The organism is Saccharibacillus endophyticus (genome assembly GCF_013185185.1).
In the GTDB taxonomy this organism is placed as follows: domain Bacteria; phylum Bacillota; class Bacilli; order Paenibacillales; family Paenibacillaceae; genus Saccharibacillus; species Saccharibacillus endophyticus.
Map to the genome: position 1 here is coordinate 678567 of NZ_JAAZWE010000003.1, position 17131 is coordinate 695697.

Below are 17131 nucleotides of genomic sequence, written 5' to 3' on the forward strand. Positions count from 1 at the left end.
TTTCGGCATAGCAAAAAGGCGTCCTTCCCGACTTGAGGCGGGAAGGACGCCCTGTATGCTCGGCGTATCGCTTATTCGGTAATCGTACCGTAGATCAGCGTAGGCGCTTCCGCGCTGTCCGCGATCGAGATTGCCGCGAGGATCTTCTCGGTTACGTTAGCGACGTCTTCGCTGTTCGCGTGAATCGTAACGAGCGACTCGCCCGCTTCGACGGCTTCGCCGACTTTCTTGTTCAACATCAGGCCGACGGCCAGATCGATATCCGATTCTTTCGTCGCGCGGCCCGCGCCGAGCCACATAGCCGCTACGCCGATCTCGTCGGCGATGATCTCGGACACGACGCCGCCGCGCGGAGCCGGAACTTCGATCTTGTAAGCCGCTTGCGGCAACCGTTCCGGATGATCGACAACGGAAGCATCTCCGCCTTGGTTGGCGAGGAAGTCGCGGAACTTGTCCAGCGCTTTGCCGTTGGCGATGACTTCGCGCAGTTTCGCTTCGGCATCTTCCAGCGAAGAAGCTTTGCCTGCGAGGAAGACCATCTGGCTGCCCAGCGCCATGCACAGATCTTCCAGATCTTTCGGTCCTTGGCCTTTCAATGTATCGATCGCTTCTTGCACTTCCAACGCATTGCCGATCGCCGCGCCCAGAGGCTGGCTCATATCGGAGATCACGGCCATCGTGCGGCGGCCGACGTTGTTGCCGATCGACACCATCGCGTGAGCGAGGTCTTTGGAACCTTCGAGCGTTTTCATGAATGCGCCCGCGCCCGTTTTGACGTCGAGCACGATTGCATCCGCTCCGGCTGCGATCTTTTTGCTCATAATCGAGCTTGCGATCATCGGAATCGAGTTGACCGTTGCGGTTACGTCGCGCAGCGCATACAGCTTTTTGTCGGCCGGAGTCAAGTTGCCGCTTTGGCCGATGACCGCGATCTTATGCTCGTTGACGAGCTTCACGAATTCCTCGTTCGTAATTTCGACGTGGAATCCTTCGACCGCTTCCAGTTTGTCGACGGTACCGCCGGTATGGCCGAGACCGCGTCCCGACATTTTCGCAACCGGTACGTCCAATGCCGCAACGAGAGGGGCGAGGACCAGAGTCGTCGTATCGCCTACGCCGCCCGTGGAGTGCTTGTCGACTTTGACGCCTTCGATCGCCGACAGGTCGATCGTATCGCCGGAGTGAACCATCGCCATCGTCAGGTCGGCGCGTTCCCGATCGTTCATGTCCTGGAAAAAGACGGCCATCGCGAATGCGCTCACCTGATAATCCGGAATATCCCCCTGGGTGTAGCCTTCGATAATGAAGTTGATTTCTTCGGTGCTCAGTTCTTTCCCGTCCCGTTTTTTCTCGATCAAGTCTACCATTCTCATGTTTGTCTGCCTCGCTTTCGTAAGATGAATTCGGCTGTTTACAGGGTGAGCGCTGTTTCCAGAGCCACTTCCATCATGTCGTTGAAGGTCGATTGACGCTCGGCCGAAGTGGTTTCTTCGCCGGTCAGCAGGTGATCGCTGACGGTGAGGATCGTCAGGGCGTTCACGCCGAATTTGGCCGCGAGCGAGTAGAGGGCCGTCGTTTCCATTTCGACGCCCAGTACGCCGTACTCCATCAGCTTCGTCGTTACCGTCTTATCGTCGCGGTAGAAGATATCGGAGCTGAGGATGTTGCCGACATGGACGTTCAGTCCTTTTTCCACGGCGCGTTCGTAAGCTTCTTTCAACAGGCCGAAGCTTGCGATCGGAGCGAAGTCGAAGCCCGGGAAGGTGTTGCGGTTCATGCTGGAATCGGTACATGCCGCTTGCGCCAAGATGACGTCGCGAACGCGGACGCTTTCCTGCATGCCGCCGCAGGTGCCGACGCGGATCAGGTTTTTGACGCCGTATTCGCTGATCAGTTCGTTGGCGTAGATCGCGAACGAAGGGATGCCCATGCCGGAGCCTTGGACGGAGATGCGTTTGCCTTTGTACGTGCCGGTGAAACCGAGCATGCCGCGGACTTGGTTGTACTGCACGACTTCTTCGAGATAGGTGTCGGCGATGAATTTGGCTCTCAGCGGATCGCCCGGGAGCAGGATGGTTTCGGCGATGTCGCCGACTTTGGCTTCGATATGAACACTCATTTTTGAAAACCTCCAGTTTGGGTGTATGGAGACGCTGCGAATGGGATGGGCCTGCGATCGCCGTCGTTTTCCGATTTTTTGATTAGACTTTTGTAAGGTGAAAATCGGAAAACAAATGCGAGCGCTTCGCTTCTCCGGCTCCACCCCATTCTCCGCTAGGCTCGAACGGGGTGGGACTGGAGGTAAGCCGATTCGCGTTCTCTTTTTTGGATTATAGGGAAGTTCCTGTTCGTCAGACCTGATTAGGGAACGAAGAATACGAACTTCCATTTTGCTTATATAAACTTATGGCTTGTTTGGGTTTACTTCCGTGTGCTGCTTGCTGTTTACTTCAGATCGCCCAAGAAGCTTGTGCCGTATTCCGGCATTTTGACGCCAAAGTTTTCGGCTACGGTTGCTGCGATGTCGGCGAAAGTGGTGCGGACAGGGAGCTTGGTGCCGCCGTTTTTGAAGCTCGGCGAGTAGGCAAGGAGCGGGACGTATTCGCGGGTGTGGTCGGTGCCGCGGTACGTCGGGTCGTTGCCGTGGTCTGCGGTGATGAGCAGCAGATCGTCGTCGTTCATTTTGGCGAATACTTCCGGCAGGCGGGCATCGTATTCTTCGAGCGCTTGGCCGTAGCCCTGCGGATCGCGGCGGTGGCCGAACAGGGCGTCGAAGTCGACCAGGTTCAGGAAGCTCAGGCCGTTGAACGGGTTATCGAGTTCTTCGACCAGCTTGTCCATGCCGTCCATGTTGGATACGGTTCGAACGGATTTCGTTACGCCTTCGCCGTCATAGATGTCCGAAATTTTGCCGAGGGCGATGACGTCGAAGCCGCCGTCCTGCAGTTCGTTCATCGTGGTGCGGCCGAACGGCTTCAGCGCGTAGTCGTGGCGGCCAGCGGTGCGTTTGAACGCTCCCGGTTCGCCGACGAACGGACGGGCGATGATGCGGCCGAGCATGTATGGGTCTTCCAGCGTGATTTCGCGGCAGAATTCGCAGATCTCGTACAGTTCTTTTAAAGGAACGATGTCTTCGTGAGCGGCGACTTGAAGCACGGAGTCGGCGGAGGTGTAAACGATCAGCGCGCCGGTCTTCATATGCTCTTCGCCCAGCTCGTCGAGGATTTCCGTGCCGCTGGCCGGCTTATTGCCGATCACTTTGCGCCCGGTCTTTTCTTCGATGCGCTCGATCAGTTCATCCGGGAATCCGTCCGGGAAAACGCGGAACGGCGTATCGATATACAGACCCATGATTTCCCAGTGGCCGGTCATCGTGTCTTTTCCGCGCGAAGCTTCCTGCATTTTGGTATGGTAGGCGAGAGGCTTGTCGGCTTTGGCCACGCCTTGAACCTCTTCGATATTGGACAGGCCCAGTTTGGCCATGTTCGGCATGTTCAGGCCGCCCATTTCGCGGGCGATATGGCCGAAGGTGTCGACTCCGAAATCATCGAACTCCGCGGCATCCGGCGCTTCGCCGATTCCGACCGAGTCCATCACGATCAAGTGGATACGTTTGAATGTAGACATGGTTCATGCTCCTTTCAGATCAGAAAATCCTATTCTACACCTTTTTTCTGGCTTTTTCACGATTAAATGAACAGTCCGACGATGATGGCCGACAGCATGCTGACCAGGGTCGCGCCGTACAGCAATTTCAGGCCGAAGCGGGCGACGACGTTGCCTTGCTTTTCGTTCAGGCCTTTCACCGCGCCGGCGATGATGCCGATCGAGGAGAAGTTGGCGAACGAGACGAGGAAGACGGACACGATGCCGATTGTGCGGTCGCTAAGCGATCCTGCATCGATCAGCGTTTTCAAGTTAACCATTGCCGCAAATTCGTTCGTCATCAGCTTGGTTGCCATGATTCCGCCTGCCGCAACGGCTTCATTCCAAGGAATCCCCATAATGAAAGCGAACGGCGAGAAGACGTAACCGAGCATTTCTTGGAAAGAGATGCCGAAGATCTCGGCGAAGATGCCGTTCAGCATGGCGATCAAGGCGACGAAACCGATCAACATGGCAGCGACGATGATCGCGACTTTAAAGCCGTCCATGATGTATTCGCCGAGCATTTCGAAGAACGATTGTTTTTCTTCTTCTTGCACTTCCAGTATATCTTCTTCCGGCTCGACTTTATAAGGATTGATAATGGAAGCGATAATGAATCCGCCGAACAGGTTGAGAACAAGCGCGGTAACGACGTACTGCGGCGGAATCAACTGCATGTAAGCGCCGACGATCGACATCGATACCGTGGACATGGCGGATGCGCAAAGCGTGTACAGGCGATGCTTCGGAAGCAGGCCGATCTGTTTTTTTACGGAAATGAACACTTCGGATTGACCGAGAACGGCCGAAGCGACCGCATTGTAGGATTCCAATTTGCCCATTCCGTTGATCTTGCTCAGCACGAGTCCGATATAACGGATCACGAACGGCAGGATGCGCGTGTATTGAAGGATACCGATCAACGCGGAGATGAACACGATCGGCATCAGCACGCCCAGGAAGAAGACGGATTGCCCTTCTACGATCATGATGTTGCCGAAAACGAAATTAATTCCTTCCGCGGCGTAGCCGAGAAGGGTGTTGAACGTTTTGGAAAATCCGCCGATCAACGTCGTGCCGAGCACGGTATTAAGCAGCAAAAACGCCAGCAGCGCTTGAAGCACGACCATAATAATTAACGGACGGTAACGAATCTTTTTTCGACCGTTACTGGCAATAAAAGCAAGGCCGAACACGACGGCCAGTCCGAGCAAAGCAATCAAAATATTCATGGGCGAAAATCTCCTGGAAGGTATTTTTTGGGCTGTCCGGCAATGCCGGTTTGTTCAAAAGCTTACAAAATCCTGACATCGGGCATCGAGAAAGGGAGCGAAAGGCGCAATGCGACTCTATGCCTCTCTCCCTATTTTCAACGAATGCCTTGATTTGAATCATGTTGAAGCGTTTACAAAAATAGACCGTTAAGATATCGGTTTTCACGATTGCGCCGGACAGGTCTGTTTCGGCATCGCTGCCGTCGACAGACGCATCCGTGCATCCGTAAATCCGATTTACTTCGACTTATCCATGTCTTTCGCCTGAAAGTAACCGGGAAGCAGCGTAGCCATCGTCCATTCCTCGGTGTTGCCGTGAAGGTTGGTCAGATAGATGCGCGTGTTCTCGTCGGCAAACTCGGCAATGACCTGGCGGCAGGCACCGCACGGAGATACCGGGCCTTCCGTGTCGGCGACGACCGCGATCGCTTCGATCCGGCGCACGCCTTCGGAAGCGGCCTTGAAGATCGCGGTGCGTTCCGCGCAGTTGGTTAAGCCGAACGAAGCATTTTCGATATTGCAGCCGGAATAGATCTTGCCGTCGGCAAGCAGCGCGGCTCCGACTTCGAAATGCGAATACGGAACGTAAGCGGAACCGCGGGCTTCGATCGCGGCTGCGATCAATTGCTCTTGCATAGGGTGACTCATGGGAAGGCCTCCTGGAATCCGGAATGGGTTAGTATCTTGTCAAGGCTAAAGGCATCAGTGATCAGTACGAAGAGTCGGATTTTTCGCCTTGCATGATCTTCACGCCGGAGCTTGCGCCGATGCGCGTCGCGCCGGCTTCGATCATTTTTTCCATGTCTTCGCGGCTGCGTACGCCGCCGGAAGCTTTGACGCCGATATCCGGGCCGACCGTTTTGCGCATGAGCGCTACGTCTTCGGCTGTCGCGCCGCCCGTGGAGAAGCCGGTAGACGTTTTCACGAAATCGGCGCCCGCGCGAACGGAAATTTCGGAAGCCAGCACTTTCTCGTCGTCGGTCAGCAGGCAAGTTTCGATAATGACTTTGACCAGCGCTTTGCCTGCGGCTGCTTCGACAACAGCGCGAACGTCGCGTTCGACAAGCTCGACATTGCCGCTTTTCAGCGCGCCGATGTTCAGCACCATGTCGATCTCTTGAGCGCCTTTTTCGATAGCGTCGACAGTTTCGAAAGCTTTGGTTTCCGGCGTGGATGCCCCCAGCGGGAAGCCGATTACGGTGCAGACTTTCACTTCGGTGCCCGCCAGGCGTTCAGCCGCAAAAGCAACCCAGGTCGGATTGACGCAGACGGAAGCAAATACGTAGGTTTTTGCTTCTTCGATCAGCTTGGCGACCTCGGCTTCCGTCGCGTCGGCACGCAGCAGGGTATGGTCGATCATGGATGCAAGATTCATCTTGGATCTCTCCTTCGAGTGTGGAATTACCCCTATCATAACATTAACGTGAACAAATGCAAAATGCTTATTGAAAATTTGTTCACGCTTATTGAACGCATGCTGCTCCTCCGGCGGCTTGCCGATAGGTCTCCGATAATCAACAGCGCAAAAAGCCCGCTTTCGGCCGGTTCTCCTAAAAGGACGAACAGTGAAAACGGGCGAAAGCGGGCTGAATCCTGACCGCTCCGGTCGGCACAGAGACCCGCATAGATCTTCGGTTCGGCTGCGTTCGAAGTTCGACAATATGTCCCGACGCGGCTTTTTCTATTTTTTGCGTCCTGCGTTTTTTTGCGCGGCTGCCGGGTCCGTTTTAACCGACTTGACGGCCGCGCCGGTTTTCGAAGACGAAGAAGCGCGGGAGGGCTTTCCGTTCGTCGCCGTGCTTTTTTCCTGCATCTTTTTCCATCCCGCATAATCATGTACGGCAAATCCCGCGAAAGCAGGGCTGCTGCCGACTTTTTGACGAACGGCTTCAAGCTGGCTGTTTAAAAATTCGGCTCCTTCTTCATAGAAAGTAACCTGGGGCGTTTCGGCCGAAGGGTTCGTTTCCACGGCGATCCGCAGCGGTTTGCCCAGCTTTTCCGCTTCGGCAAGCTCGTTTTTCGCGACTTCGGCGATCTGTTCCGCGGAATCGCGGTACGCCATGATCGTTACGCCGTCGAAGCGGTCGATCATCCAGGCGCTGAGCATCCCTTTTTCGCCGGGCATCCGATGTTCGTCGAACCAGAAGGGCATATCGGCCTCCGCTCGCAGTCCCAACCGCTTCGCGCCTTCGAGCAGCGTATCGGTCGATGTTTTCCACGTTGTCAGCAAAGCATTCCGGCCGGTTTCCCATTCGGGAAGCAGATAAGGTTCGACATCGACATGAATGCCGGAAAACTTTTCGTCGGTACCGGCCGAAGACTGATAGGCGGTCAACCAGCTCAGGAAAGCTTGCGGCAAACCGCGGTCCGTCGCCCAGCGCGGAGCGCCGTCCAGAGCGTAAATCCGAATGTTTTGCGCAGACGCTCGGCGGATGAACGCGGCGTAATCCGCTTTGTCCATTTCGGCGTCGATCTGTACATAGAGCGTCGAAACGTCGTTCGAAGCCGCGAATTGCAGCAGATCGTCGGATGAAGTCCGCAGCAGCCAAGGGTTCCAGACCCAGGTCGAGAAGCCGTCCTGCTCGCGGGCCTCGGCAGTCGACGTTCCGAAGGAGCCGGCAGTCCAGGCAACCAACAGGCATAAAACAAGGCAGCGGGAAAACGTGGAGCGTGTATTCATGATGTTTCTTCACCTTTCGATTCATCCGCAAATCAGGTCCGGAATCGGCAACCCGGCTGCCATGACCGCCCGGAGAACGGTTTTAGGCCCGCGGCTTTGCGTCTCTCGCCTTTCGACGGATTTGCCCTGCGCAGGATAAGAAATAATGAACGAGTGCCTTTAACGTACAGGCATTCGTTCAAGGGGTGCGGATTTTGTCGCTTTTCACCGCACATCTTTTGTATCGGCGGGCGGGCAGGCAAACTTAATCCGCAAGCAGGGCAAGCGCCGTAAACTGGTCCGTCACCAAAGTATTGGCATAACGTCCGGCCAGCGCCGCGCGAATCGAACGAATTTTGCGCGGCCCCCCCGCTACGAGGATCGAACGCTCCTTGCGGCGCAGCTCGGACAGATCGATTCCGACCGTACGCGCATTGATCTCTTCGCTGCATATGTTGCCGTTGTCGTCGAAGAAGCGGGAACAGATATCGCCTGCGCCGGCCTTCTGGAGACTGTGCCGCTGCGGCTCATCAAAATAACCGAGCCGGAACAGCAGCGCGTCCTCCTCGACGGTGCCGACGGTGAAAACCGCGACGTTGGCCTGACGGCCCAGTTCGATGATGCGCTGAATATGACGATCTTCCTCGACCATCCTTTTCAACTCTACGCTATCGAAAATGACCGGAAGCGGAAGATAGCGCGCGACGGTACCGAAAGCTTCCGCAAACAAATTTGCCGTCTCGGCAGCGTAAGTAGGCACCTGCGAATGGCTGACTCCGCCTTTGAGCTGCACGATTTCGACGCCGCGTACCGGTTTGTGCCGCAGCCCGAGCGCAAGCGCATGCATCGTCGTTCCCCATGTAATGCCGATAATATCCCCGTCTTGAATCGTTTCGTCCAAATATTCGGCGGCCTCAGCGGCTACGCGCGATCGAATCTCCCGGTAGTCGTTCAAGGGAGAATAGCAGACGCGTGCCGTTTGCAGACCGAATTTGCGGGTCAGTTCCGTTGCGAGCGCGTCCAAATCTTCAAGCGGATCGGCAATGGTGATGCGGACGAATCCGTTCTCTTTGGCATGTTGAAGCAAACGCGAGACGGTCGGGCGCGAGACGCCGAGCCTGACCGCGATATCTTGTTGACTGTAGTCGGACAGATAGTAAAGCCTTGCAGCTTCAATGCTGAGGCGCTGCCTGTCCAGGTCGATTTTATCCGTCATGATCGTTCCCTCGATTTTTTTAGGTTCATTATACGTGTCTGCCGCATGCTTTGCACGGAAGAAAGAAAGCCACACTAAAGTGTGAATCAAAAAAATGGGACTTAAGGATGAAATGAGACTTTTTTCTTAAAAGTATTTCATTTTTCACCGAATGTTCCGATATTCTTTGTGTGAGTTTTTTTGGTATCATAGGGAGAAAGAACGAATTTAGCAGGTTTTTCATCATACTCTCGTCGCATACTCAAATATTCGGAAGGAGCCTGGCCCATCGACGTCTTTGCAGTTTTCCTTGATCCGTTTCCTAAGCAAAAGGATTGGTCCGGCCTGATTTCCGCCTTTCATCCTGCGGAGCAGGCGCGTATTTCGCGTTTTGCACGTGAAGAGGACCGATTGCGCAAGGCAGCTTCGCATATGCTGCTGGCGATCGCGCTTGGAGAAAAGTTGGGCGCGGGCTACCGCGAGTTGATTTTTCGGCGCGGAGATTACGGCAAGCCGTATCTCGAGCGCGATCAAGCACCTAGGTTCAACGTGTCAGCCTCAGGTGCTCTTGTCGTATGCGCAATTGCTCGGACCGAGATCGGAATCGACGTCGAGCGCGTTGCGCCTCTTGAAACGTCGGCGATGCGTTTGCTGCTTGGACATGCGGAGTCCGCAGGACAAGCCTATTCTTCCGAGGAAGAGGAGCTTGATGTTTTTTATGAGCGTTGGACGATGTTGGAGAGCTGGTTGAAAGCGGAGGGGACAGGCTTGCACGATGAGTATCCGCTTGCGGCATTTGCCCCGAAGTCTATCGCGCCTAAACGCTTTCGCACGGAGGCCCGGCAGCCGGGAATGATTCCTTGGATTCTGACGTCGTTGAACGTTGCACCATCCGTGCCCGAGCATTATGCGCTGGCCGTTTGTCGAAGACCGGAAGAAGATTGGGCGGAAGAAGTCTTGTTGCTTGACGGGATGGAGCTGGCAAAGCGATTTCGAAAGTTGTTATCACGAGATGCACGATACGCGGAAGGGGAAAATAATAAGCGATGAATGCCCAGTTGAAGAATCATTCAGAAACCCGATGGCTGGAGAGATTGCAGGCTGTAGAGGAGAAGACGTTTTTGTCGGGCGAGACCGAGCCTGCTTCGAGCGAAATCGGACAGGTTGAGCGCGAGCTGCTTGCGCTTGATCCGTTTCTTTTACGCGGCGGAACTGCCCATGCTGCATGGGCCATTTTGCTTCAACGTTATTTGCGGAGTGAGGAGCAGTCATTTGCCGTTTATTCGTCGGATACGGGCGAGATGTTCCCTTTGTTGGTAAAAGGAAGCCGGGAAGATACATTCCGTATGCGTCTGGAGGCTGCGGCAGAGCTTCTGGGATCGACGGATTTGACATTGAAGCCAGAATATTTTGCGGAATTGTATGCTTCGGGTGCTGTGGATCGGCCTTACAATACGGGGATCGGATTCGATCTTCGCATCGGTGCCGAGCAAGCATTGGAGTCTTCGGACTGCGATCTATTCATCGTATTTTCCGGAACCGATTCGATTCATGCCCGCGCGGCTTTCCGAAAATCCGTGTTCGGCGAAACATTCGTGGAGAACGTGCTGGCGCATCTGCACGGAATTCTGGTTCGGATGACGGCGGCGCCGGACTCGCGGATCGGGGAAGAGGACCTGCTTGGCGAGCAGGAGCGGGAAGCTCTGTTGAACCTATGGAGCGGGAAACAGCATTCAATTGCAGCCGGTCGGCCGATTCACCGCATGATCAAGGAGCGTGCGGCACTTGTGCCGAACCTTGATGCGGTCGTTTACGAAGGCGGATCGCTGAGCTACGCGGAGTTGGATCAACGCTCGGACGTACTGGCTGCCGAATTGCGTCAAGCGGGGCTTGGAGACGGACAGATTGCCGGAATCATGGCGCGTCCGTCGGCAGAGATGATCCTGTCTGTCCTGGCCGTACTGAAGACCGGCGCTGCATATCTGCCGATCGATCCGGAATATCCGCAAGAACGCGTACGCTTTATGCTGGAAGACAGCGGAGCGGGACTGCTGCTGCTTACGCCGGGGCTTGACGCGCCGGGAAGTTACGCAGGCACCGCTTGGCGTATCGATAACGATCGGGATTGGGCAGTTCAGGTCGAAGAAACAACGTTCGGCGCATCGGATTCCGCTGCTTATGTCATCTATACATCAGGTTCCACAGGCACGCCCAAAGGCGTCGTGATCGAACATCGGTCGCTGATTAATTTGGCGGAATGGCATATCGAGCATTTTCGTATCGATTCCACAGACCGCACCGTCAAATATGCAGGCTTCGGGTTCGATGCTTCGGTCTGGGAGATTTTCCCTTACCTGCTGTCCGGCGCTTCTATTTATATGATTCCGGAAGACCTGCGCCTTGACCCGTCCGGCTTGAATCAGCATTTTAATGAAAAAGGAATCACGATCGCTTTTCTTCCGACGCAGCTTTGCGAACAATTCATGGAATACGACAACGAATCGCTCCGTGTTTTGCTGACGGGCGGAGACAAACTGAAAACCTTCCGTGCGCGTTCATACGAACTGCACAACTGCTACGGCCCGACCGAGAATACGATTGTGACCAGCTCGCATCTCGTAACCGAGATGGAAGGCAATATTCCGATCGGCAAGCCGGTTCGGGGTTCGCAAATCATGATTTTGGATGCTTACGGGCACTTGCAGCCGGTTGGCGTGGCCGGCGAACTTTGCGTGGCCGGCGACGGATTGGCTCGCGGTTATCTGAATCGTCCCGAACTGACTGCGGAGAAGTTCGTCCCGCATCCGTACGCGCAAGGTGAGCGCATGTACCGCACAGGCGATCTGGCGCGTTGGAAGAGTGACGGCACGATCGAATTCCTCGGCCGATTGGATCATCAAGTGAAAATCCGCGGCTTCCGTATCGAGATCGGCGAGATCGAACAGAGGATTCTGGAAAGCGAAGGCGTGCGCGATTGCGTCGTCGTTGCGTTGAAAGACGCTTCGGGCGACGCGTATCTGTGCGCCTACGTCGAATCTGATTCGGAGCGAAGCCATGCCGAGTGGAGCGACGAACTTGCGCTTACGCTGCCCGATTATATGGTTCCGGCTCATTTTGTCGCGCTGGATAAACTACCGGTCAATGCCAACGGCAAAATTGATCGCCGCGCGCTGCCGGAACCTCAGGTTCGTGAAGGCGCGGCTTATGAATCGCCACTGGGCGAAACCGAAGAGCGATTGCACGCGTTATGGAGCGAGATCCTCGGGCATGATCGTTTTGGCGTGCTGGATCGGTTCTTCGATATCGGGGGTCACTCTCTTCAGGCGGCGGTATTGCGTGCGCAGATCGAACGTCGTTTTGGAGCAAAGCTGTCGATCCGCGAACTGTTTGAATACACGACCGTTCGTACGCAAGCCGCGGAGATTGCGCAGCGTGCCGGCGAAGCAAGTCTATCGTCCATGGAGCTTCCGTCGATTTCAGCCGCGCTGCCGGCCGAGCATTACCCGACTTATCCGGCTCAAGCGCGTCTGTTCCTGATCGAGCAGATGGAAGGATCGGATACGGCCTATAATGCGCCTGTGCTGCTTCGCATCGAAGGTAAGCTGGATGTGCGGCGTCTTGAATACTCCCTGCAGGAACTCGTCCGTCGGCACGAAGCGCTGCGCACGACTTTCGAACTTCGCGGAGAGCGGATTGTCCAGCATGTCCACGCGCAGGCGGAGCTTCGTCTGGCCGTATCGCGCGCCGGGGAACAGAATATCCGCGCCATGATGGATGCGTTCGTGCGCCCGTTTGACCTGAGTCGCGCGCCGTTGATGAGAGCCGGCCTTGTATCTTGCGAAAACGACCTGCACTTCATCATGCTCGACTTTCACCATATCGCGGTTGACGGCGTGTCGATGCATGTCTTTTTTGAAGAGTGGTCGATGCTGTATCGCGGCGAAACGCCGGAACTGCCGACGATTCAGTTCAAAGACTTCTCGGTCTGGTATGCGCAGGGTGCTGCGGCCAGTATTCGGGAATCGCAGTTAGGCTATTGGCGGGAGCGTCTCGCAGGCGAACTGCCGATGCTCCAGCTTCCGACCGACAAGCCTCGCCCGGACAAGCAAAGTTTCCGGGGAGCGACCCTGCACGGCGGAATCGATCCGGAATTGCAAGCGAAGTTGAAAAAGTTGGCGGATCGCACGGGTACGACGTTATTCATGGTCATGCTCGCCGCCTACGGTACGTTGTTGTCCCGTTATGCGGGACAAGAAGACGTGATTGTCGGTGTTCCTGTAGCCAACCGTAACCGCGAAGAACTGCACGGCGTAATCGGAATGTTCGTCAATACGCTTCCGCTGCGCACCTACCCGGATAAGAAACAAACATTCGCAGCCTACTTGGATCATGTGAAAACGGAACTGCTCGGCGCATTCGATCATCAGGAATACGAGCTCGGCGAGCTGGTCAACGAGTTGAACGTTCCCCGGATTGCCGGACGCAGCCCGTTGTTCGACACCATGTTTGTCATGCAGAATACCGGCAGCCTCGCACCGGAGCTTGCAGGAGCGAAAACGACGCTGGAGCTGTATGCGCCGGCTATTTCCAAATACGATTTGATGGTCGATGTGACGGAACAGGAGGACGGTATTCGGATCGACTTCCAATACTGCAGCGACTTGTTCGAGGCCGCTACGATTCGCGGAATGGCCGATCATTATGTGCAACTGCTGCAGTCTGCCGTAGTCAACGAGCATCTTGATTTGCATGCTCTGCCGATGCTTCGAGAAGAAGAAAAGCACTCGCTTATTTTCGATCTGAATGATACCTCGTCGCTCTATGAGCGCCATTTAACCATTCAAGAAGCGTTCGAACGCCAAGCTGCGCAATCGCCCGATCATCCGGCGGTTACTTTCGAAGGCATATCGCTGACTTACGCGGAATTAAACGAACGGTCCAATCGTCTTGCGCATACGCTTATCGAAAAAGGCGTTGCGGCCGATAAATTGGTAGGCCTGATGTTGGATCGTTCGCCGGAAATGATTATCGGGCTGCTCGGCATTTTGAAAGCAGGCGGAGCTTATGTACCGATCGACCCGGAATATCCGGAAGACCGTATTCGGTACATGATGGAGAACAGCGGCTCGGATCTGCTCTTGACCCAACGCCACCTGGCAGGCAAGCTTGAATTTAACGGAACTTCTCTGTATTTGGATGAAGCGGACGCGTATTCGCCGCGCACGGATAATCCGAAAGACCGTTCGACGGGCAGCGATTTGCTTTACGTGATCTATACGTCCGGCACGACCGGCCGTCCGAAAGGCGTGATGTTGGAGCATCGCAATATGATGAATCTGATGCATTACGAGTATACGCGGACGAATATCGATTATACGGCTAGAGTGCTGCAATTCACGACGCTCAGCTTCGACGTCTGTTCGCAGGAGATCTGGTCAACGCTGCTTGCCGGGGGCACGCTGTGCATGATTCGCAGCGAAATGAGACGCGAAGTCGGCCGGCTGCTGGATCTGATCGAGCAGCAGCAGATCAGCGTATTGTTCATGCCCGTATCGTTCCTGAAATTTATTTTGAGCGAAAAAGAATACGAAGAGCGCTTCCCGACCTGCATTCGCCATATCGTAACGGCAGGCGAACAGTTGGTCGTGCCGGAAAAATTTCAGGAGCATCTGCGCCGCAACGGCATTTTCCTGCATAATCACTACGGGCCTTCGGAAACGCATGTCGCGACCGCACATACCCTTGATCCTGCGGGCGCGATTCCCGAGCTGCCTCCGATCGGAAAGCCGATTACCAATACGCGCATTTACATCCTGAACGATGCGCTTCGTCTCCAGCCGAAAGGCACGGCGGGCGAGTTGTATATTGCGGGAGAATGCGTGGGTCGCGGCTATTATAATCAACCGGAGCTAACTGCCGAGCGTTACTTGAACGATCCGTTCGAAGCAGGCGGCCGCATGTACAAAACAGGCGATCTGGCGCGTTGGAACGAAGGCGGTGAACTGGAATTCCTCGGTCGATTGGACCACCAGGTCAAGATTCGAGGATTCCGGATCGAGTTGGGCGAGATCGAGACGGCGTTGCTGGAGCATTTCTCGGTCAAAGAAACCATCGTGTTGGCTAAGGAAGATGCAGCGGGCGGCAAATATCTGTGCGCGTATATCGCTTCGACGGCTCATGCGAACCAGCGCGAGCTGCGAGAGCATCTGGCGAACCGGTTGCCCGATTATATGATTCCCTCTTACTTCGTGCAGCTGGATGCGATGCCGTTGACCCCGAACGGGAAAATCGACCGTCGTGCGCTGCCTGAGCCGCAGCCGGGAGAAATGCCGGCAGGTGCGGAATATGCCGAGCCGCAAAACGAGACGGAGCAAAGTATTGCAACCGTTTGGCAGAGCGTGTTGAGTGTAGGTCGCGTTGGAAGAGATGATAATTTCTTCGAGTTGGGCGGTCATTCGTTGAAAGCCGCCGTCATGGTCGCTCGTTTGCAAGAACAGTTTGAACTTAGCATTAACGATGTATTCGAGCATCAGACTTTGGCGGAGCTGGCGGCAGTGGTCAAGCCCGCATCGAACCGCATGGCGGAAAAACTCGCCGAATTGAAGGAAGCTAGCCGCAAGCAGGGCGAGGATACCTTGGTAGAAGCTCGCGAAACGTATCGACGCCAGGCTAATAAGGATGCGACGTCTGTCGATCTGGCCCAACGTCGCGGCTATGAGGGCATTCTGCTGACAGGGGCTACCGGCTATGTCGGGGTGCATGTTCTGCGCGATATGCTCATGCAAACGAATTGGCAGATCTACGCGATTGTGCGCGGGGACGATGATGCTCAAGCGTTCCGCCGGGTGCGGAGCAAGCTTGATTTCTACTTCGGTACAGGCTCGTTGGACAAGGAAATAGAGCGACTTCATATCTGGAGCGGGGATTTGTCCGAAGAAAACATGGGGCTGTCCGAAGCCGCCTACAGCCGATTGCAGCAGGAAACGGATGCGATTGTGCATGCTGCGGCAACGGTAAAGCATTACGGCAGTTATGAGGACTTTAAACGGCACAATGTCGAGGCTACGGAGCGCTTGCTGCAATTGGCCGAGTCGGATCGGAAAAAAGACTTCCACCATATTTCTACGCTGGGTGTAGCCACAGGGGTTATTCCCGGACGGGAAGAAGCATTCTTCGGCGAATACGACCTTAATCTCGGACAAGAATACGAGAACTACTATGCGAAGACCAAGTTCGAAGCGGAGGAGCGAGTCGTTCAAGCGAGAGAGCGGGGTCTGCGAACCAGCATTTATCGCCTCGGCAATGTCGTATTCCATTCGGAGACTGGCCGATTCCAGGAGAATATCGGGGAAAATGCCTTCTATACGATGATGCAGTCGTTTATTAATCTGGGCATGGTGCCTGAGCTTGCGCCGGATACGGACTTCTCTTACGTGGACGGAATCAGCCAATCGATTGTGTTGTTGATGCAGCCGGAGAATCTCCGGAACGAGACGTTCCATTTGTTGAATCCGAACCTGGAAAGCATGCACCGAATTTTGACGGCCGAGCAGGTCGAGTATAAAGTCCGACCGTTAGAATTTGCAAAATTTGTCGACGAGCTCATCGAGAAATTCCAGTCCGGAGAGTCTCGTTCCGAGATCGACAAGATTATGCTGCACTATGGTTGGTTGGAAAGCACGCAAATTCAAACGCGATTCGAGATTGCTTCAGACCGCACGGTTGCTTATTTAGAGCGGCTTGGCTTCAAATGGAAAGCTATGGATGAGGCGCTCATTTCGAAGATGATCCGTTATGCAAAGGAAACGTCTTTCCTAAAGTGACATTTCAATGAAAAGAAAGAATTTAAATGAAAAAATGCAATTTTTTGCTTTGAATTCGACATTTTTTTTAGTACACTAGAACTTGAGGCCACATATCTGAATTTAGGGGGATTTTCCATGTTTAAGATCGAATATATTCCAGCTAAAAATCGTCTTGTTTGCACCGTAGAAAGCATTACGATGGATGAAGTTGAAGCCTACAACACGCAGTACAAAGCCGAACTGGCAAAAGTAAAACCGGGCTTCACAGGCCTGACCGATCTGAGCAAAGGCAAATTGTTCACGCAAGAAGTCGCGGTAGCGCTGGCTCCGCTGGGCGAGTTGTCCGTGCAAAAAGGCTTGACGAAATGGGCTTACTACACAGGTTCCGCGGTATCGAAAATGCAAATGAAGCGCATGTTCGGCGACATCGTCGTATCGTTCGAAAAACTTGATGAAGCGGAAGCTTACCTGAACAGCTAAAAGATTGGCTGTTTCAGCTCTTCTGTTTGTCAAAGCAGCTTGAAGTTGTCGCTTGGAAAGAATCCGTTCA

11 protein-coding genes and 1 riboswitch are annotated in these 17131 nt (G+C 54.6%); of the genes, 3 read left to right on the top strand and 8 right to left on the bottom strand.

Annotated elements, in window-relative coordinates; genetic code table 11:
- Positions 1 to 71: 71 nt before the first annotated feature.
- The 8 genes from HRQ63_RS14380 to HRQ63_RS14415 all read right to left on the bottom strand — a co-directional run bounded on the left by HRQ63_RS14380 (position 72) and on the right by HRQ63_RS14415 (position 8785).
- Positions 72 to 1373, bottom strand: coding sequence for a pyrimidine-nucleoside phosphorylase (locus HRQ63_RS14380; RefSeq protein WP_172244886.1), 1302 nt, complete (start codon positions 1371 to 1373; stop codon positions 72 to 74).
- Positions 1374 to 1411: 38 nt separating this feature from the next.
- Positions 1412 to 2119: a purine-nucleoside phosphorylase gene (gene deoD, locus HRQ63_RS14385; protein ID WP_172244888.1), complete on the bottom strand. Its 708-nt coding sequence runs from the start codon at positions 2117 to 2119 to the stop codon at positions 1412 to 1414.
- 326 nt (positions 2120 to 2445) lie between these two features.
- Entirely contained in the window at positions 2446 to 3627 is a 1182-nt protein-coding gene (gene deoB, locus HRQ63_RS14390; RefSeq protein ID WP_172244890.1) for a phosphopentomutase, read from the bottom strand.
- 62 nt (positions 3628 to 3689) lie between these two features.
- Positions 3690 to 4880, bottom strand: coding sequence for a NupC/NupG family nucleoside CNT transporter (locus HRQ63_RS14395; protein ID WP_172244892.1), 1191 nt, complete (start codon positions 4878 to 4880; stop codon positions 3690 to 3692).
- A 279-nt stretch (positions 4881 to 5159) separates the two neighbouring features.
- Positions 5160 to 5558, bottom strand: coding sequence for a cytidine deaminase (locus HRQ63_RS14400; protein WP_037293543.1), 399 nt, complete (start codon positions 5556 to 5558; stop codon positions 5160 to 5162).
- A gap of 73 nt (positions 5559 to 5631) precedes the next feature.
- The gene (gene deoC, locus HRQ63_RS14405) at positions 5632 to 6297 is read right to left on the bottom strand and encodes a deoxyribose-phosphate aldolase (RefSeq protein WP_172244894.1); all 666 of its coding nucleotides are present in this window, start codon (positions 6295 to 6297) and stop codon (positions 5632 to 5634) included.
- Positions 6298 to 6603: 306 nt separating this feature from the next.
- On the bottom strand, positions 6604 to 7602 hold the full coding sequence (locus HRQ63_RS14410; protein WP_216673936.1) for a hypothetical protein: 999 nt from the start codon (positions 7600 to 7602) through the stop codon (positions 6604 to 6606).
- A 43-nt stretch (positions 7603 to 7645) separates the two neighbouring features.
- Positions 7646 to 7738: riboswitch (cyclic di-GMP riboswitch) on the bottom strand.
- A gap of 108 nt (positions 7739 to 7846) precedes the next feature.
- Positions 7847 to 8785, bottom strand: a complete 939-nt coding sequence (locus HRQ63_RS14415; RefSeq protein ID WP_229714206.1) for a DNA-binding transcriptional repressor DeoR — start codon at positions 8783 to 8785, stop codon at positions 7847 to 7849.
- 279 nt (positions 8786 to 9064) lie between these two features.
- On the opposite strand from HRQ63_RS14415, the gene HRQ63_RS14420 reads away from it, so the two are divergent.
- The 3 genes from HRQ63_RS14420 to HRQ63_RS14430 all read left to right on the top strand — a co-directional run bounded on the left by HRQ63_RS14420 (position 9065) and on the right by HRQ63_RS14430 (position 17061).
- On the top strand, positions 9065 to 9826 hold the full coding sequence (locus HRQ63_RS14420) for a 4'-phosphopantetheinyl transferase family protein (RefSeq protein WP_371873224.1): 762 nt from the start codon (positions 9065 to 9067) through the stop codon (positions 9824 to 9826).
- Positions 9823 to 16599, top strand: a complete 6777-nt coding sequence (locus HRQ63_RS14425; RefSeq protein ID WP_172244900.1) for a non-ribosomal peptide synthetase — start codon at positions 9823 to 9825, stop codon at positions 16597 to 16599. The genes HRQ63_RS14420 and HRQ63_RS14425 overlap by 4 nt, the downstream gene beginning before the upstream one ends.
- 117 nt (positions 16600 to 16716) lie before the next feature.
- Complete coding sequence (locus HRQ63_RS14430) at positions 16717 to 17061, top strand: hypothetical protein (RefSeq protein ID WP_172244902.1); 345 nt, start codon at positions 16717 to 16719, stop codon at positions 17059 to 17061.
- Positions 17062 to 17131 lie beyond the last annotated feature (70 nt).